This is a genomic window from Serratia sp. LTN-2, from assembly GCF_059740205.1.
The window spans coordinates 116,218-134,101 of record NZ_JCAXDO010000001.1; the positions used below are offsets into that span (position 1 = coordinate 116,218).

Consider the following 17,884-nt stretch of genomic DNA (forward strand, 5'->3'; position numbering starts at 1 on the left):
ACCGTGACATTGTCACTCATCAACCTGCGCCAGCCACACCGTTCTCCCCCCGCAGGCGGGATCTTCCACGATATGGTCGACCACGCGGAAGCCGTTCTCCTGCAATAAGCGCCTATACTCTTCCGGCGCCAGGCTGGCGTGAAACAACGGCTGGCCTTCGAAGCTGCCGATCGCCACGCCGTCTGCAGGGCCACTGGTGAACATCAGTGCGGCATGCGGATTGGCATGCCGTCTGAACAGCGGAAACATGCGGCGCTGATCGTCGCGCGCCAGATGAAAGAAACTGTCCCAGGCCAGCAGGCCGTCGAACCTGACCGCCAAATCCAGCTGGCGCATATCCGTCTGCCGCCATTCTTGCTGCGGAAAACGTTGCCGGCAGCGCGCAATCATCGCCTGGGAGCTGTCGATGCCGGTCACCCGATACCCTTGATCGATAAAATAGGCGGCGATCGGCGTACCATTGCCGCAGCCGAGATCCAGCAGCCGCGCATTGGCCGGGGCCAGCTGCAAAAAGCGGTCGAGCCACGGCCGTTCAAACAGCGTGGTGGACCTGAGGCGTTCCCAGGCGGCAGCATGTTCGTCATAAAGCGGGATAATGGTGCTCGCCAGTTTTTCCGTCATTAATATTGTCCCCGTCACGTTATTGGCGCAAAAAAATAGCCGCTGGTCAGAATTAAAGCGCTCATTCGATAATATATTCATCAACAGACCGTTGACCAGAAATAAAAGGTTTTAACATTTCGACATAAACCAGTACAATTCCCTACCCTGTGTTAACCCTTTTTTTAGGTTGATTGTGTCGTTAATTCAGCCCCCTGCATCACGAAATCGGGCCGCCGCCTGGTTAGGGATGTTTGCCATTCTGATGCTGTTCATTGCGCCGGTGGTCTCGCGATCCCTGGAGCATGTGCGCGCCGGAAGTGCTGGAACGACCGTCATGGCGGACTGCGGCATGGAGATGCCGATGCATCACGGGATGCACTCGCCGCCGCCTGAACCTGAAAAAGCCGCGCCGCCGCAGATGCAGCACGGCGGCGGCCACCACAACATGGCGATGATGATGGACGACAGCGCCTGCGGCTACTGCGTGCTGTTGCTGCACGCGCCGCTGCTGGACGTGAGCCACGCCCCGCTGTTCTGGTCCCAATCGCTGGCCTCGCGGCCGCCGCCGATCCACTATCTCGTTCCCCTGTTTGCCCACGTTGTTCACACCGAATTACAGCCGCGCGCGCCCCCCGTCTCTTTCCTCAGATTTTAAAATAAGCCTATTGCCGTTCTCCGTATTAGCCGTTGATCGCTTCAACGCGGCGGAATTAATTCGCCCAATGGTTATGCATCGAGACGACATTATTAGCCCGGTTATTTCCACGTTGATGGAATTAACCCCCGTATTTCCCGATGGCGATTTTCGCCAGGCCGCCCCACGCCTGAATAATCCCTCGGCCAAGCACGGAAAAGAGTTAGCTTAAGGAAAGATGATGTTTAAACCGACGTATAAAAAGAATGCCGTTACCCGCGCTATCACTACCGCCATGCCGCTGTTTCTGCTGGCCGGCCACGCGGCGCAGGCGCACCAACACCCTGCCGAGGTCCAGACTAATGATGCCGATGTGATCACCGTCAGCGCGCCGCTCTACTCACCGCTGACCATCGTCACCTCGCCGAAAACACCGCGCCAGCCGGTGCCGGCCAGCGACGGCTCGGATTACCTGAAAACCATCCCCGGCTTTTCGCAGATCCGCAACGGTGGGACCAACGGCGATCCGGTGTTCCGCGGCATGTTCGGTTCGCGGCTGAAGATCCTCACCGACGGTTCGGAAATGTTGGGCGCCTGCCCGTCGCGGATGGATGCGCCCACCTCTTATATCTCGCCGGAAAGTTTCGATCTGTTGACCATCACCAAAGGGCCGCAGACGGTGCTGTGGGGGCCGGGATCGTCGGCGGGTACGGTGCGTTTCGAGCGTGAACGCCCGCGCTTCGACAAGCCGGGCATCAAGGGCAACGCCAGCGTGCTGACCGGTTCCAATGGCCGCTGGGATGAGAATATCGACGCCAGCCTCGGCGCCGAACAAGGTTATCTGCGGGTGATGGCCAACAAATCCCGTTCCAACGACTATCAGGACGGCACCAATACGCGCGTGCCGTCGCGCTGGGACAAGTGGAACGGCGATCTGGCGCTCGGCTGGACGCCGGACAACGATACGCTGCTGGAAGTGACCATGGGCCGCGGCAACGGCGAAGCGCGCTATGCCGGCCGCAGCATGGACGGTTCGCAGTTCAAGCGCGAAAGCCTGGGCATGCGGGTGGAAAAATCCAACATCGGCGAGGTGCTGGATAAGCTTGAAGCGCAGGTCTACTACAACTACGCCAACCACGTGATGGACAACGTGACCCTGCGCTCGCCGGGCAGCGGCGGCATGGGCGGCCACGGGGGGCATGGCGGCATGAGCATGGGCAGCCACGGCGGGCATATGATGTCTTCCGGCATGACGATGCAGCTCGATCGCCGCACCGTCGGCGGCCGCGTGATGGGTACCTGGCAGTGGCAGGACGTGAAGCTTGAAAGCGGTATGGACACCCAGACCAACACCCATCGCAGCATGAGCCGCGGCAGCTGGGAAAAAGACGCCCAGTTCAACAGCTACGGCGCCTTCAGCGAACTGACCTGGTCCACCAGCGAGCAGGATAAGCTGATCGGCGGCGCGCGTCTCGACCGCACCCTGGTGGAGAACTTCCGCAATGGCAACGATGTGGAACGTTCAGATACGCTGCCGAGCGGCTTTATGCGCCTTGAGCATACGCTGGCCGATCTGCCGCTGATGCTGTATGCCGGCGTTGGTTATACCGAACGTTTCCCGGATTACTGGGAGCTGTTCTCGCCGAAGCTGGGTCCGAACGGCAGCAAAGATCCGTTCGCCAGCGTCAAGAGCGAGAAAACCACGCAACTCGATATCGGCGCGCAGTACAACGGCAAGCGCTTCAACGGTTGGGTCTCCGCTTACCTGGGCCGGGTCGATGATTTCATCCTGTTCAAATACGATCCGCACAACGCGCGCCTCAGCCAGGCCGATAACGTCAACGCCAACATTATGGGCGGTGAAATGGGCATGGGCTACCAGCTGAGCGAACACTGGAAAACCGACGCCAGCCTGGCCTACTCCTGGGGTAAAAACACCAGCGACGGCCGCCCGCTGCCGCAGATCCCGCCGCTGGAAGCGCGCCTGGGCCTGACCTACGAGTACGGCGACTGGAGCGGCACCGGCCTGTGGCGTCTGGTCAGCAGCCAGCACCGCGTGGCGATCAACGAAGGCAACGTGGTGGGCAAAGACTTTGCCGATAGCGCCGGCTTCGGCGTGCTGTCCGCCAACGCCGCCTACAAGCTGAATAAGAACGTCAAGCTGAGCGCCGGTCTGGATAACATCCTGAACAAGACCTACAGCGAGCACCTCAACCTGGCGGGCAACAGCGCCTTCGGCTATTCGGCCAACAGCGCGGTGAATGAACCGGGCCGCACCCTGTGGGCCAAGGTTAACGTCACCTTCTAAGCCGTTCACCGGGCGATGGGCAACCGTCGCCCGGTCAAGCGATATGCGATCCGGTTCTTAGGATATGAGTTTTAAGTTTTTCCCATCCGGTTTAGCGGCGATTACTATCACGCTTAGCCTAATCACCGATCCGGAGGGAATATGCAAAAGCTCACTCGTTTTCTGGCCCTGCTCGGCGAGCTGATGATTGAAAAAGCCGAAGATGTCGCGCCACAGGCTGCCCAGCCTGACGATCGCGACGACGCGCTGCCACCACGCCTCGAGCGCGGCGTTCCGTTGGCCGACCGCTTCCTGTTCATGTAATTTCCCGCGCTGTTTTTTGTCCCGCACGTTCCGGTATTTCATTGCCGGACGCCTGCGTCTATCTTCTTTCGATGGTTCCAGCAGATTCATTACGCCTGAAACCCCTGTGGAGGAGAGAGCAACGCAATGAAGATCAGAACGATAACCCCGCAAGATGCTGAAGCGCTGACGCAGTTATTGAATGAGGTGATCAGCGCCGGTGGCACGACCGCGATAGAAACGCCCCTCACCCCAGCCGAATTCAGCGAATGGTTCATCAGCGGCATCAATGCGCTGAGTTGCCAGGTCGCGGAGGTGGATGGACTGTTGGTGGGCTTCCAGTCGCTGAGCGTTGACGATGCCCTGCCGTCCGATACCGCAGATATTGCCACCTTCTCTCGCCTGTCGCCGAAGGTGCGTGGCGTCGGCAGCGCGCTGTTTCCCGCAACGTTAGCGGCGGCGAAGTCGCACGGTTTCAAGCACATCAACGCCACCATTCGGGCGGATAACGTCGGCGGCCTCGCCTATTATCAAAAAATGGGCTTTCGCGATTACGATCGTTTGCTGCAGGTGCCGCTCAGCGATGGCACGCCGGTCGACAGAATTAAAAAGCGCTTTTCCGTTTAATCTGTCAAGCCGCTCACACGGAACGCAGGATATGATCCCGCAGCCACCGGTGAGCGGGATCTCTATGCGATCGTTCGTGCCACAGCATGGTCATTTCAAAGCCCGGCACCGCCAGCGGCGGCGTGATCTGCTGCAATAGAGGCTGGTTGCGCACCAGCCGCTCCGGCAACATCGCCACCAAATCGGATTGCGTCAGCACGGAGATGACGAACAGAAAATGCGGCACCGAAAGCACCACGCGCCGCGTCAGCCCCACGTCCGCCAGCGCCCGATCGGTCATGCCGTAGAAGCCGCCGCCGTCCGGCGAGACCATCACCTGCTCCAGTTCGCAAAATTGCGCCAGCGTCAGGTTTTCATGCAGATTGGGGTGGCCGACTCTGCCCACCAGCACATAGCGTTCACTGAACAGCGTGCGCTGACGCAGACCGGGCGGCGCGCCTTCGCGGGTGTGAAACGCCAGATCGATCTCTCCCTGTTCCGCCAGTTTGGCGAGACGTGCCGGCGCGATTTCCAGCACCGCCAGTCGGGTGCCGGGCGCCGCGGTTCGCAAACCCTGTAGCGCCGGTAGCACGATGGTGGATTCGCCATAGTCGAAGGCGGCAACGCGCCAGGTATCGGTCGCCACGGCAGGATCGAAAGGCGTGGCCGGCGTTACCGCCAACTCGAGCGCCGCCAAGGCCTGGCGTAACGGTTCCCGCAGCTGCTCCGCTCTGGCGGTCGGACGCATGCCGCGCGGGCCAGGCAGCAGCAGCGGATCGTCAAAGATCGCCCGCAGTTTGGCGAGATGCACGCTGACCGCCGGTTGGGAGAAATTGAGCCGCTGCGCCGCGCGCGTCACGTTGTGCTCCGCCAGCAACGCGTCGAGCGTCACCAGCAGGTTGAGATCCAGTCGCCTTAAATTATTCATAGTTATACCTGGGATAACGGTAATTCATTTCTAATATACCTACTAACGCCCTAACCTGCAGCTCTCACACCAAGGAGAGCTGTTATGAATGTGTTGATTGTTTACGCCCACCCGGAGCCGCAGTCGCTGACTGGCTCACTGAAAAACTTCGCCGTTGAACGCCTGACGCAGGCCGGCCATCAGGTGCAGGTTTCCGATCTGTACGCCATGCGCTGGAAAGCGGCGATCGACGCCGAGGACAGCCAGGAAGGTGCTTCAGGGCCCCGTTTCGATCCTTCGCTGGATTCGAAGCGTGCGTACGCCAGCGGCGTGCAGAGCGCCGACATCGAACGGGAGCAACAAAAGCTGCGCTGGGCGGACGCGGTGCTGCTGCAGTTTCCGCTGTGGTGGTTCTCGATGCCGGCGATCCTGAAAGGTTGGGTCGATCGCGTCTATGCCTATGGTTTTGCCTACGGCGTTGGTGAGCATTCCGATACGCATTGGGGCGACCGTTACGGCGAAGGGATGTTGGCGGGCAAACGAGCCATGCTGATCGTCAGCGCCGGCGGGTGGGAATCCCATTACGCCCCGCGCGGCATCAACGGGCCGATCGACGATATCCTGTTTCCGATCCAGCACGGCATGCTGCATTACCCGGGCTTCGAGGTGTTGCCGCCGTTCGTCACCTACCGCGCCGGAAAGACCGACGAGACGCGCTTCGCCGATCTGTGCGAGCGGCTCGGGCAGCGGCTGGATAATCTGTGGAACGCCGATCCAATCCCATTTCGGCGACAGAATGCCGGGGACTATCTGATCCCGCAGCTGACGTTAAAGGACCCCCTTTCGCCGGGGCAACGCGGCTTTAGCATTCACCTGAAATAGCGCGAGCCGCGCCATTATCGCGGCGCTGACGCGGCACCGCCCCCAAGCAGGAGTTTGGCGCCCAATCCCATCATCACCACGCCCGTAAATCTCTGCTGCCACACCAACCAACGGGGATTACGGGCGAGCCATTGCCCCACGGTGCCGGCGGCCATGGCGACAGAGCCCAGCGAAAGGATCCCGGCCAGTTTCTGAATGGAGCCAAAAACGAGCAATTGCACCCAAACCGGCCCGATTTCAGGGTTAACAAACTGCGGCAGGAAAGCAAACATGAACAGCAGCGATTTAGGGTTGGTCAGGCTGTTAATCGCCCCTTCTTTCACCGCCTGCCGCCCGGTCATCGTCCGGGGTTTCAATACCGCATCGACAGGCTGACGGCTTACCTTCAGCATTTTTATCCCCAGCCAAACCAAATAGGCCGCTCCCACCCAGCGCAACACGTCCAACGCCAGCGGATAAGTATGCAGCAGCGTGGCGAGACCTAGCACCAGCATGGAAACCTGCACCATGCCGGCGACAAAAACCATGCCGAAAACATTGAGCAGCGCGATGCGGCGGCCTTGGCCGATGCCTCTGGCCAGGGTGAGCATCATGTCCGGTCCGGGTGACAGTTCCAGGAGGATAAGCGCAATCAGAAAAGCAATGAACGTTTCGGCCGAAGGCATGGGGTTATCACCGGCGAGTCAAAGGATCCGCTAATCATAATCCTCCCCGGACATTCGCAACAGCACTATCAGGCGCATCCGGGGAGTATCGTTAATTCAGGGCGGCGAGAAATGCCTGGTAGCCCTGTGCGCTGCTGTCCAGCTCATGCTGCTGAACCTGTTCTGTCGCCCCGTCCGAAGCCGTCTCTTTGCCGTAAAAGGCGAAGAACGAGGCATAGTCGGCCCGCACGTAACCGGCGGTCACTTCAAACGGCCGAAAGATTTCCTCCAGCGAGTAGCGATAGCGCCCTGCGCGCGCATAATCTTCTGCGCGCACGCCCGCCGTGACCGCCAGCGCCAGCTTCTTGTTTTGCATCTTGTAACCGCTGCGGGAACCGTAGGCCCAGCCGTAGGTGAGCACGTCGTCCAGCCATTTTTTCAGCAGCGGCGGGCTGCTGAACCAGTAAATCGGAAACTGCAGCACGATGTTGTCATGCGCTTCAATCAGCTGCTGTTCCCTGGCGACGTCGATCCGCCAGTCCGGATAGGCCTGATGCAGTTCGTGCACGGTATAGCGCGCCGGATAGCGCCGCAGTTCCTCCAGCCAACGCTTGTTCACCACCGAATTCGCCATATCGGGATGGGTCACTACCACTAACGTTTTCATACTGATCTCTCCAGACAGGTGTTTCGACGCATCTTAGGGTATGCTGGCAGAATGTAAAATACGCACACTCACGACACATACTTACCCCGGAGAAAGTATAAAATGACCGCCGAATCCCGCTGCAGCCCAACGGGCATCAGCCTTGAAGACACCGGCTATGGCTACACCCTGTCGGTGATCAACGGCAAATACAAAATGATTATTCTTTATTGGCTGGCGCTGTATAAGCCGGTATTGCGCTTCAACGAACTGCAGCGCTGCATCGGCACCATTTCGTACAAAACGCTGAGTTCGACGTTGAAAGAGCTGGAAAAAGACCGCCTGGTGGTGAGAAAGGAGTATCCGCAGATCCCGCCCAAGGTGGAGTACAGCCTGTCCGAGCGCGGGCGTTCGCTGATCCCGGTGATCGACATGATGTGCCAGTGGGGAGAACGGCACCGGCCGGAACAGCCGGCGCCGTGAGGGGTTAGTTGTCCGCCGCCGCTGAGGTTGCCGCAGCGGGCCCATCGTGCTCGACCAACGCGTCCGCCGGCCGGCACTGGCGCAGCGTACGCACGCTGAAGGCCACCAGCACGCCGAGCACAGCGGCGAACGCGCCAAACGACAGCACGCTCATCAACGGGGTGAACACTCTGCCCAGTACGCCGAGCCCTAAGGCGCCGATCGAATCGCCGGTTACGTCCTGGGCGGTGCCGAGGCTGTTGACCCTGCCCAACAGATGATCCGGCGTGTTGCTCTGGATCAGCATGAACTGCAGGAGCGAAGCGATGGCATTGGCGTAGCCGTAGCACACCAGCGCCAGCAGCGCCGGCGCCAGGTGGCTGAACAGCCCCAGCGAAGCGATAGCGGTAAACGCGACGATGGCGGCGACCAGAATCAGTACGCCGGGACGAGCGTATCGCCCCACCCAACCGCTGGTCAGCGCGCCCAGCATCGCCCCCAGCGGCACCGCAGAGTACATCAGGCCGATAGAGGACGCGCCGACGTGGTAAGCGTCCTGCGCCAGCGCCGGAAACAGCACCCTGACGGCGCCGACGATGCTCATCAGCATCCCCAGCAACACCACCGAACCGACCACCTTATTGCGCCAGACAAACTGGAAACCGCTGGCGAGCGCGCGCAGCGGGTGTTCCGGTTCCTGATGCTGCGGCAACAACGTCGGCAAGCGCACCAGCGGAACCAGGGTGCCCAGCGTCCCGGCCGCCGCCACGGCGAACGCCAGCCCCACGCCGCCGAACACGATGATAATCCCGCCCAGCGCCGGCGCCAGAATAGCGCCGATGCGCACCGTCACCATGCTCAAGGCCCCCGCCGCCGCCAGGTTCTCACGCCCGACCAGCAGCGGGATCACCGCCATCAGCGCCGTCATGCCGAGCGCGCCGAAGAATCCGTCCCAGGCCGCCAGCAGATAGAGCGCCCACAGCGACGGCGCCGGGGCGAAGGCGTTCAGACTCAGGGCGACAAAGCCCAGCCCGCAGGTGCCGCGTGCAAACAGGATCAGCTTGCGGCGATCGTAGCGATCGGCAAGCACGCCGCCCAGCATCAGGCCGATAAACATGCCTACGCCGTCCAGCGCCACCGCGACCCCCACCTGCAACGTGGAGCCGGTCATGGCCTGGATCTGAATCGGCACCCCCACCGCCAACATGCCGAGGGAAAACACCGACAGCATGCGGGCGCAGAAAATCGCGCGAAAATGCGCATTGCTTCTCAGCAAACTGAAATCAAGAAAAAAAGAAGGTCTGGCCATAATGTCCTGCATTTGATGTTTTAGTACGGGCCGGTACGCACGCGTCCGGCCCGGTTGCGTTATACCAACCCGTAGCGCCGCGTCAGCAACTCATGCAATAGCGGCCCGAGCGTCTCCAGCGAGGCCGGCGACAGGATGTCGGCGTGCTCGCAGCCTTGGTGATGGCAGATCAGACCATCCAGATACGGTGCCCACACGGCGTTGATATCCATCTCTGGCGGCAGCGTCCGGTCGGCGACAAACAGCGTCGCCGTACCGTGGAAACGCCGACTGCGCGCCTGAGACAGAATGCGCACCGCATCGCGGTAGTTGGCGACAATGCTGTCGAACATCGCCGCCTTCTCCGCCATCAGCGCCGGATCGCCATGATCTTCCGCCATAAACTCTGCCTGCTCCTGCGCCACCTCTTTCTGCGCCTCCTCTTCGCTGGGGCCGGTCCAATCCTGACCTTCCGGCGGATAGGTATCCAGCATGCCGAGGAACGCCACCTCTTCGCCCTGCTGCTGCAGACGCGCGGCCATCGAATGCGCCAGCGTGCCGCCAAGCGAATAGCCCAGCAGGTAATACGGCCCCTGCGGCTGCATGCGGCGCAGAGTGGCGAGATGACGATCGACCATCTGCTCGATATCCTCGCAGGTGGCGATGGCACCATCCGGCCTTGGCGACTGCAGGCCGATAATCGGATAGTTCCCCGGCAGATAACGGCTCAGCCCCGAATACTGCCAGGCGAAACCGGAAGCCGGATGCAGACAGAACAGCGCCGGGCCTTGGCCGGTCCGCAGCTGCAGACACTCGCCGACGCCGCGGCTTTCGGCCGAGTTGGCCGCCTGCGCGTCATCGAGCAGGTGCGCCATCTTCTCCAGGCTGCGGGCGAACATGATCTGCCCGACGCTCAACGGTCGGGTAACGCGCCGCCGCAGCTCAGCCGCCAGGCGCATCGCCAGCAACGAATGGCCGCCCAGTGCGAAGAAGTCGTCGTCGGCATACACCGTCTCGCGCCCCAGCAGTTCCCCGAACAGCGCCGCCAGCAGGCGCTCGCTGTCGCCCTGCGGCGCACGCCCGGCTTGCAGGGCCAGCTGCGGCCGCGGCAACGCCTTGCGATCCAGCTTGCCGCTGGCGCTGAGCGGGAAACTGTCGGTCATGACATAGCTGACCGGCATCATATGCGCCGGCAAACGCGCCTCCAGCGCCTGATGCAGCACGCCGGTATCCAGCGTCACGCCCGGTTGGGCGATCAGCCAGGCGACCAACTGCCGCATATCGGCGCCGCCGAGCCCCGTCGCGCCCTCGCCCAGTTCGATGGCGTGTACCGCCGCCTGCGCGACACCCGGCTGTGCCAGCAGCGCCTGCTCGATTTCACCCAGCTCGATGCGCTGGCCGCGGATCTTCAGCTGATCGTCGCTGCGGCCCAAATACTCGACGCTGCCGTCTTCCAGCCAGCGGGCGATATCGCCGGTGCGATACATGCGGGCGCCGTTGCCGGCAGGATCGGCGACAAACCGCTGCGCCGTCAGCCCCGGCCGATGCAGATAGCCATCGGCCAGCTGAATGCCGCGCAGGTAGAGATCGCCGGCGCAGCCGACGGGCACCGGCCGCAGCATGGCGTCGAGAATGCTCAGTTGAGTGTTCCAGACCGGTTTGCCGATCGGCACGCCGGCGCTGCTCACCGCCGCCAGGGCCGCACCGGACGCCGGTTGGTAGGTGACATCGACCGCCGCCTCCGTCGGACCGTACAGGTTATGCAGCGGCGCGGCGACTAACGCCTGATAGCGGGAAGCCAGTTCACACGACAGCGCCTCGCCGCTGCAGAACACGCGTTTCAGGCTGGCGGCGGCGCGTTGCGGTGCACGTTCATTCAGCGCCTCCACCCAGATAGCCAACATGGACGGAACGAAATGCAGCGTGGTCACGCCATAGTCGTCGATCAACGTCGTCAGCGCCTGCGGATCGCGGTGCGCCTCCGGCGGCGCCATCACCAGGCGCGCGCCGACCATCAGCGGCCAGAAGAACTCCCAGACGGAAACATCAAAGCTGCACGGCGTTTTCTGCAATACCACATCCTGCGCATCGAGCGAATACTCATGCTGCATCCAAAACAGACGGTTGACGATCGCCCGGTGGTTCACCACCACGCCTTTCGGCCGTCCGGTAGAGCCGGAGGTATACAGCACATAGGCAGGATAATCGCCGTTCCCCGCCGGTGGGCGCGGCGCAGGTTCGCGGCCGCTGTCGTCCAGCGCATCGAACAGCAACGTCGGCGCCAGTGCGGCAAAGCGGGCGTCCAACGCGCTTTCGGTGATAATCAGCCGCGGTTTGGCGTCTTCCACCATGTAGGCCAGCCGCTCGTCCGGGTAACCGGTATCCAGCGGCAGCCAGGCGGCGCCGGTCTGCACAATCGCCGTCAGCGCCAGGCTGAGGCGCACCGATCGCGGCAACGCCACCGCGACGATATCGCCCGGCTGAATGCCGGCCGCCGTCAACCGTTCGGCCAACAGTGCGGCCTGGCGCTGCATGTCACGGTAGCTGAGGCTGTGCCCGGCATCCTGCAGCGCGATACGTTCCGGCGTGCGCCGCGCCTGATCGGCGATCGCCCGATGCAAGGTGGTGTCCGCCACCGCCTGACCGGTGCGGTTGACCGCGGCAATCAGCGCCTGTTCCTGCGGCGTTTGCAGTTGCCAACGCGGCAGCGGCAGATCCGGCTGCGCTATCCACTGTTGCAGCAGCGCCATCAGCCGCGCGGCGAAGCGTTCAGGCTGCGGCACCGAAGAGCGGCATTCCAGCAGCAGGCGCAAACGCTCGCCCGGCAGTACCAGCAGCGTCAGCGGATAGTGGGTGTAGCCTTTGTTGCGGATGGCGTCGCAGCGCAGCGCACCTGCGCCGCCCAGCAGTTCGTCGTTGTCCGGGTAGTTTTCCACCACCAACAGCGTATCGAACAGCGTACCCGCCCCGGCCTGGTGCTGGATCTCCCCCAGCCCCAAATCGTCGTGCTCCAGCAGTTCAATCTGCCGGTGTTGCAGCTCGATCAGTTGTTCCGTCAACGAACGATCGTGCTGCAGACACACCCGCACCGGCAGCGTATTGCTGAACAGACCGACGTGCTCTTCCACCCCATCGATCTGGCCAAAGCGGCCGGAAACCGGCGAGCCGAACACCACGTCCTGATGGCCGCAAGCGCTGGCCAGCTGCAACGCCCAGATGCCCTGCATCAGGGTATTGAGCGTCAACCCGCGTTCGCGGCACAGGGTCAGCAAACGCCTTTCCTCCGCCGGCGGCAGCGTCATTTCCAGCTCATGCACGCGATCGTCCTGCGCTTCACCGAACAACAATGTCGGCCGCACATCCTGCAGCGTTTCACGCCAGATGCGGCGCGAGGCGTCGGCATCCCGCGCGGTAAGGCGGCGAACGATATCGGCATAGTTCGAGCGCAGCGGCGGCAGCGCCGATTCCCCCTCGCGCAATGCGAGCATCAGATCGTTGAGCACCACCGGCGTCGACCAGCCGTCGACGATCAGGTGATGCGCATTAAGGAACAGCGTGTAGCGTTCACTGTCGCCGTGTTTGACCAGCCGCGCGTGCAGCATTGCGCCCGGCTGATTAAACAGATCGCGCCGCAGTTCTTCCTGCTCCAGTTCATGCAGCGCCTGCGCCTCTTGTTCGGCGGACAGCGGCGGCAGTGCGTGACTGTATAGCGGCCAATGGGTTGCCCGTTGACTGAGCTGTGGAATCAGCTGCAACGGCTCGCCCTCGCGGTTGAATCGGGCGGCCAGCTGCGGATGGCGGCGAATCACCGCATCCAGCGCCTGCTGAAGGTGATGAGCGTCCAGTTCGCCGCAGAGGCTCAGGCGCGTCAGCGAGTTATAGCTGCCGCCCTGCTGCGCCGTCTGCGCATGGAACAGCAGGCCGTGTTGCAACGGCAACAGCGGCAGCGCGGCGGTCAACGGTCCATATTCGCGCTCCCAGGCGCGCAGCGCCTCATCGTCGACGTTCGGCTGTGCGATCTCGGCCGCCACCAACGTCGCCGCAGCCCGTTCGGGATGGCGCTCGGCAAATTCGCACAGTGCGCGCACCGCTTGCTCGATGCCGTTATGCAATTCCGCAATGTCGCTCTCGCTGAAAATCCCCTCCAGCCAGCTCCAGTTGATCGCCAGGCAGGCGCCGTCGCGCCGCTCTTCGACAAAGATATTCACTTCCAGGCCATACGACAGCGCCTGCTGCGCATCCTGCGCCACGGCGAAGGCATCGCGGAAGCGAGTCTGACTGCGTTGCGGCGTCCAGTACCCCTCATCCTGGCTGAAGCGCCCGAGGTAGTTGAACAGGATCTCCGGCGCGTTGCGTTGCGCCAGCGCCGCCAGTTCGTCACGCTGCGGATGCAGATAGCGCAGCTGGCCGTAACCGACGCCGCGATCGGCCACCGCTCGCGTCACCCGCTTCACCGCGCGCACGGCCTCGTGGTGCTCGGCGTCATGCAGCTCGATGCACAGCGGATACTCCGCCGTCAGCCAGCCGACGGTGCGCGCCAGATCGAGGCCGTCGTCCAGTTCGGCGCGGCCGTGCGACTCCAAAGAGAAGCGCAGCGAAGCGGCCTGGAAACGACGACGGCAGGCCAGCGCCAGCGCGCACAGCATGATCTCTTCAACCTGAGCGCGGTACCCCTGCGGCAATGCGCCCAGCAGCGCAGCGGTCAACCGGCTGTCGAGCAGCGTGCGTTTTTCCGACACGTCGCCGGTGCGATCGGTCTGCGGATCCAGCGCGCGGCGCCCCAAACGCGGTGTGCCGTCCGCCAGCATCCGTCGCCAGAACGGCAGCTCGGTTTCCCGGCGTTCAGCGTCGGACCGTAAACGCGCGGACCATTCATAGAGCGAAGTCTCTTCCGGCGGCAGCGTAATCGGCTGCCCCTGCATGGCGCCGTCGGCCACCTGCCTCAGCTCGTCGAGCAGGATGCGCCAGGAAACGCCGTCGACCACCAGGTGGTGAATCGTCAGCACCAGCCCGAGGCTCTCGCCATTCCGTTGCAACAACCTCGCCTGCATCATGGCGCCGGCCGCCGGATCGAGATGGTCAAGCGCGGCATCAAACGCCTGCTCCGCCGCTAGCTCCAGCTCACCGGATATGGTATCAACCTGCATCAGCTCACCGGCGGCGGCGGTTTCAACCACCAACTGGCCATCGCGGATCCGCGCGCCCAGCGCCGGGTGCGCCGCGCGCAGCTGTTCCAACGCATAGCGCAGCTGTTCCGGTTGCAGCTCGGCAGGCACGCGCAGGAAAACGCCGTGCGCGAAGCGGCGATGAAGCTCGCCCGTCTCGGCAAACCAGTGCAGGATCGGCAGCCCGTCGATCGGGCCTTGCTGCACGCTGCGAGGGGCCTGAGAGTCAGCGGCCAGCGGCTGCAGCGCCTGCGCCATGCGTGCCGGGGTGTGCAGCGCGAAGATTTCGCGCGGGCGCAGCAGATAGCCTTTGCGCCGCAGGGCGGTGCCGAGCCCCATCGCCGAAATGCTGTCACCGCCGAGCGCGAAGAAATCGTCGTCGGCGCCGACGCGATCCATGCCCAGCAGCTGCGCCATGGCGTGGCAAATCAGCCTTTCCTGCTCGGTGGCCGGCTCGCGGATGCTTTGCGCCAGCGTCTCCTGCGGTTTGGGTAGCGCCTGACGGTCAATCTTGCCGTTGACGTTGAGCGGCAGCTCTGGCATCACCACCAGGATCGCCGGCACCATATAATCCGGCAGCCGTTGCGCCAACTGCCCCATCAGCTCGCTTTGCAGCGCCGGCGAGGCGCGGCGCGCGTCATCCTGCACCGAACAGTAGCCGATCAGACGATAGGTGGCACCGATCGGCTCGGCGATCACCACCGCCCGCCCCACGTCCGGCAAGGCGGCCAGTGCGCTTTCCACCTCACCCAGCTCGACGCGGAAACCGCGCACCTTGATTTGATGATCGGTACGGCCAATGAACACCAGCTGCCCCTCCGCGCTCCAGCGCATCAGATCGCCGCTGCGGTACATCACCTCGCCGTCGACGAACGGGTTGGCGACAAAGCGCGCCGCCGTCAGATCCGGGCGCCGCAGGTAACCGCGCGCGATGCCCTTGCCGGAAATGTACAGCTCGCCCGCCGCGCCGATCGGCACCGGCTGCAGGCGGCTGTCGAGCAGCCAGACGGAGGTATTGGCGAGGGGGCGACCGATCACCGGCTGATCGGCGGCCGTGACCGGCGCGCCGAGGGTATCGACGGTGTATTCGGACGGGCCGTAATAGTTGTGGATCTCCACCTCCGGATGCTGTTGCATCAGGTTCCACAGCGTCGGCGTCGCCGCCTCACCGCCGATCATCACGAACGACGGCAGCGGGAACTGCCCCTTCAGCAGACCGCAGTCCACCAACTGCGAGAAGAACGACGGCGTGATGTCCAGCAGATCGATCGGCGTCTTTTGGGTTTGTTCGAGCAGCGCCCAGGGATCGCGGCGCAGCTCCTCATCGAAGATGACCAGTTCGCTGCCCATCATCATGCAGAACAGCGGTTCCCAGGAGGAGTCGAAAGAGAACGAGGCGGTATGGCCGGCGCGCAGACGCCGCGCGTGGCGGATCTCGAATTTTTCAATCGCCGGGCCAAACAGCGAGGCCTGATGCGACAAGAACAGGTTCAGCAGCCCGCGGTGGGTGGACATCACGCCCTTGGGTTTGCCGGTCGAACCGGAGGTGTAAATCATGTAGGCGAGATGCGCTTCATTCAGCGGCGCACGCCGCTCTTCGTCCGTTATCGGCGTGGCTTCGGCGGCCGCGCAGCGCGCCAGGCACGATGCGTCGTCCAGGCACAGCACCTGCGGCAGATCCGGCATGTTTGCCTGCGTGGCGCGGTGGGTCAGCAACATCACCGGCCGCGCGTCGTCGCACATCAGCGTCAGGCGTTCACGCGGATAGTCCAGATCGAGCGGCATATAGGCCGCGCCGCTGGCCAGCACGCCGAACAGCGCAACCAGCGTGTCCACCGAACGCGGAATGCCGATGGCCACCACGTCTTCGGCGCCGATGCCGCTTTCGATCAGCACACGCCCCAGTTGCATCACCCGTTCGCAGAGCTGACGGTAGCTGAGTCGCACATCGCCGCAGACCACCGCCAACGCCTCGGGCTGCCGCTCAACCTGACGCTGGAAAGCGTCCATGATCGAGATCATGCCCGCCGGCGGCGTCAGTTCAGCGCCGCGCCCCCAGGCCGCGAGTTGACGCCGTTCCCCTTCGCTGATTAACGCCAGCTGTCCGATCGGTTGCTGCGGTTGCCGCGCCAGCTGCTGCAGCCAATGGCCGATGCGCTCTGCGTGACAGTGTAATGTACGCGGCGAGTATTTGGCCGGGTTGGCCACCAACGACAGCGTCAGCACGCCGTTGCGAAAGCCGATCTCAAACTCCAGATCATCGACCGGCCCCATCGCCAGCGTATGGGTAACGGCCGCCTGACCGTCGAAGGACAAGGCGCTGTGGTAAACCTTGACGTTAATCACCGGGCCGTACAGCTCTTGATGGCCGCCGACCAGGCCGAGGTCGCGTTTGATCTGCTCCGCTTCATAGCGTTGATGGCGGCGCGCCTGTTTGATTTCCGTTGCGGTCGCCTGGCAGACCTCCGCCAGCGACATCTCCGGCGTCACGTTCAGCAGCAGCGGCAGCACGTTAACCACTGGGCCGGCCGCCGCCAGCGCTTGTGAACCCATGCGGCGCATGAAAGGAAAACCGACTGAAAAGCGGGTTTCACCGCTCATGCGCGCCAGGTATATCGCCAATGCGGCCGTGACGATATCGGCCGGTTGCAGCGACTGCAGCGCGTCGATGCGCAATGCGGCGTCAAACAGCGACTCAGGCAGCACCAACGCCTGTTTAAGCGGCCGGGTACCCGGTTCAACCTCGCGGCTTTCCGTCGATAATGACAGCGGCGACGGCAGATCGCGCAGATGCTGTCGCCAGAACTCGGCCGCCCGCTGTCGCGCCGGCGAGGTTTGCCATTGCTGAAACTCTTCCACCACCTTGCCGAACGGCGTAAATGGCGAGGCCGCCGGCGACAGCCCGTGGCGCAGCGCGCGATAGATGTCGGCGATCCGGCGCGTGATGGCCTCGAAGCTGAAGCCGTCCAGGGTCAGGTGATGAAAACGCTGGTACCAGAACCAGCGATCGGCACTGATACGGATCAGCGCATGGCGATAGAGCGGCCGCTCGCCGTCCGCAGGCAATTCCTGAGCCAGATCGTCGTGCATCAGCGCCAGCGCCGCCTGTTCGGCGTCCGGCCGCGCGCTGAAATCGAACCACTCCGGCGCCTCCACGCGCGCGGGATCCGCACTGAGCGGTAAGCGTTGTGCCGGCTGGCCGTCCTGCGCCTCAAAGAACCGCGCCTGAACCGTATCCGCTTCCGCCAGCCCCTGACGGATCGCGCGTTCCAGCGCCGGACGATCGATATCGCCATGCAGTTCGGTGTAATGCGCCACGGCGAAGCTGTTGCGACGCAGCGCGATTTGATCGGCGATCCAGATCCCCGGTTGTGCCGCAACCAGCGGATAATCCCGGTACTCGACCTGAGTATCCGGCAATGAAAGCGTTTCTGACATGGTGTCTGTCCTTTTCCTC

12 protein-coding genes are annotated in these 17,884 nt (G+C 63.1%); 6 read left to right on the top strand and 6 right to left on the bottom strand.

Translation table 11 applies throughout. The annotated features are described in order from the left end of the window. Positions 1-12 precede the first annotated feature (12 nt). Positions 13-621 (bottom strand): class I SAM-dependent DNA methyltransferase, encoded by a 609-nt coding sequence (locus AC6BYQ_RS00590; RefSeq protein ID WP_019455368.1) that lies wholly within the window; start codon positions 619-621, stop codon positions 13-15. A 229-nt stretch (positions 622-850) separates the two neighbouring features. On the opposite strand from AC6BYQ_RS00590, the gene AC6BYQ_RS00595 reads away from it, so the two are divergent. The 4 genes from AC6BYQ_RS00595 to AC6BYQ_RS00610 all read left to right on the top strand — a co-directional run bounded on the left by AC6BYQ_RS00595 (position 851) and on the right by AC6BYQ_RS00610 (position 4,454). Further along, entirely contained in the window at positions 851-1,258 is a 408-nt protein-coding gene (locus AC6BYQ_RS00595; RefSeq protein ID WP_071532857.1) for a DUF2946 domain-containing protein, read from the top strand. Between the two features lie 220 nt (positions 1,259-1,478). Then, a complete protein-coding gene (locus AC6BYQ_RS00600) occupies positions 1,479-3,545 on the top strand; it encodes a TonB-dependent copper receptor (protein WP_498056084.1) in 2,067 nt (688 codons plus the stop codon). A gap of 141 nt (positions 3,546-3,686) precedes the next feature. Then, on the top strand, positions 3,687-3,848 hold the full coding sequence (locus tag AC6BYQ_RS00605) for a hypothetical protein (RefSeq protein WP_019455371.1): 162 nt from the start codon (positions 3,687-3,689) through the stop codon (positions 3,846-3,848). Positions 3,849-3,974: 126 nt separating this feature from the next. Next, positions 3,975-4,454, top strand: a complete 480-nt coding sequence (locus tag AC6BYQ_RS00610) for a GNAT family N-acetyltransferase (RefSeq protein WP_063919479.1) — start codon at positions 3,975-3,977, stop codon at positions 4,452-4,454. Between the two features lie 13 nt (positions 4,455-4,467). Here the strand turns inward: AC6BYQ_RS00610 and AC6BYQ_RS00615 are convergent, their stop codons facing one another. Then, the gene (locus AC6BYQ_RS00615; protein ID WP_498056085.1) at positions 4,468-5,361 is read right to left on the bottom strand and encodes a LysR family transcriptional regulator; all 894 of its coding nucleotides are present in this window, start codon (positions 5,359-5,361) and stop codon (positions 4,468-4,470) included. Positions 5,362-5,445: 84 nt separating this feature from the next. On the opposite strand from AC6BYQ_RS00615, the gene AC6BYQ_RS00620 reads away from it, so the two are divergent. Beyond that, the gene (locus AC6BYQ_RS00620; protein WP_498056086.1) at positions 5,446-6,222 is read left to right on the top strand and encodes an NAD(P)H-dependent oxidoreductase; all 777 of its coding nucleotides are present in this window, start codon (positions 5,446-5,448) and stop codon (positions 6,220-6,222) included. Positions 6,223-6,236: 14 nt separating this feature from the next. On the opposite strand, the gene AC6BYQ_RS00625 is transcribed toward AC6BYQ_RS00620, so the two are convergent. Next, on the bottom strand, positions 6,237-6,887 hold the full coding sequence (locus AC6BYQ_RS00625; RefSeq protein WP_498056087.1) for a LysE family translocator: 651 nt from the start codon (positions 6,885-6,887) through the stop codon (positions 6,237-6,239). Positions 6,888-6,978: 91 nt separating this feature from the next. Then, the gene (locus AC6BYQ_RS00630; protein ID WP_019455376.1) at positions 6,979-7,533 is read right to left on the bottom strand and encodes an NAD(P)H-dependent oxidoreductase; all 555 of its coding nucleotides are present in this window, start codon (positions 7,531-7,533) and stop codon (positions 6,979-6,981) included. A gap of 102 nt (positions 7,534-7,635) precedes the next feature. On the opposite strand from AC6BYQ_RS00630, the gene AC6BYQ_RS00635 reads away from it, so the two are divergent. Beyond that, on the top strand, positions 7,636-7,995 hold the full coding sequence (locus AC6BYQ_RS00635; RefSeq protein WP_019455377.1) for a winged helix-turn-helix transcriptional regulator: 360 nt from the start codon (positions 7,636-7,638) through the stop codon (positions 7,993-7,995). A gap of 4 nt (positions 7,996-7,999) precedes the next feature. Here AC6BYQ_RS00635 and entS read toward each other — a convergent pair whose 3' ends face one another. Both entS and AC6BYQ_RS00645 read right to left on the bottom strand, forming a co-directional pair. Further along, positions 8,000-9,283: an enterobactin transporter EntS gene (gene entS, locus AC6BYQ_RS00640; protein WP_498056088.1), complete on the bottom strand. Its 1,284-nt coding sequence runs from the start codon at positions 9,281-9,283 to the stop codon at positions 8,000-8,002. Between the two features lie 59 nt (positions 9,284-9,342). Beyond that, entirely contained in the window at positions 9,343-17,865 is an 8,523-nt protein-coding gene (locus tag AC6BYQ_RS00645) for an amino acid adenylation domain-containing protein (RefSeq protein WP_498056089.1), read from the bottom strand. Between the last annotated feature and the right edge of the window lie 19 nt (positions 17,866-17,884).

What these genes read in the sequence shown, in the direction of transcription:
- AC6BYQ_RS00590 (WP_019455368.1), bottom strand. Translation starts at nt 621, where the DNA reads ATGACGGAAAAACTGGCGAGCACCATTATCCCGCTTTATGACGAACAT.
- AC6BYQ_RS00595 (WP_071532857.1), top strand. Translation starts at nt 851, where the DNA reads ATGTTTGCCATTCTGATGCTGTTCATTGCGCCGGTGGTCTCGCGATCC.
- AC6BYQ_RS00600 (WP_498056084.1), top strand. Translation starts at nt 1,479, where the DNA reads ATGTTTAAACCGACGTATAAAAAGAATGCCGTTACCCGCGCTATCACT.
- AC6BYQ_RS00605 (WP_019455371.1), top strand. Translation starts at nt 3,687, where the DNA reads ATGCAAAAGCTCACTCGTTTTCTGGCCCTGCTCGGCGAGCTGATGATT.
- AC6BYQ_RS00610 (WP_063919479.1), top strand. Translation starts at nt 3,975, where the DNA reads ATGAAGATCAGAACGATAACCCCGCAAGATGCTGAAGCGCTGACGCAG.
- AC6BYQ_RS00615 (WP_498056085.1), bottom strand. Translation starts at nt 5,361, where the DNA reads ATGAATAATTTAAGGCGACTGGATCTCAACCTGCTGGTGACGCTCGAC.
- AC6BYQ_RS00620 (WP_498056086.1), top strand. Translation starts at nt 5,446, where the DNA reads ATGAATGTGTTGATTGTTTACGCCCACCCGGAGCCGCAGTCGCTGACT.
- AC6BYQ_RS00625 (WP_498056087.1), bottom strand. Translation starts at nt 6,887, where the DNA reads ATGCCTTCGGCCGAAACGTTCATTGCTTTTCTGATTGCGCTTATCCTC.
- AC6BYQ_RS00630 (WP_019455376.1), bottom strand. Translation starts at nt 7,533, where the DNA reads ATGAAAACGTTAGTGGTAGTGACCCATCCCGATATGGCGAATTCGGTG.
- AC6BYQ_RS00635 (WP_019455377.1), top strand. Translation starts at nt 7,636, where the DNA reads ATGACCGCCGAATCCCGCTGCAGCCCAACGGGCATCAGCCTTGAAGAC.
- entS (WP_498056088.1), bottom strand. Translation starts at nt 9,283, where the DNA reads ATGGCCAGACCTTCTTTTTTTCTTGATTTCAGTTTGCTGAGAAGCAAT.
- AC6BYQ_RS00645 (WP_498056089.1), bottom strand. Translation starts at nt 17,865, where the DNA reads ATGTCAGAAACGCTTTCATTGCCGGATACTCAGGTCGAGTACCGGGAT.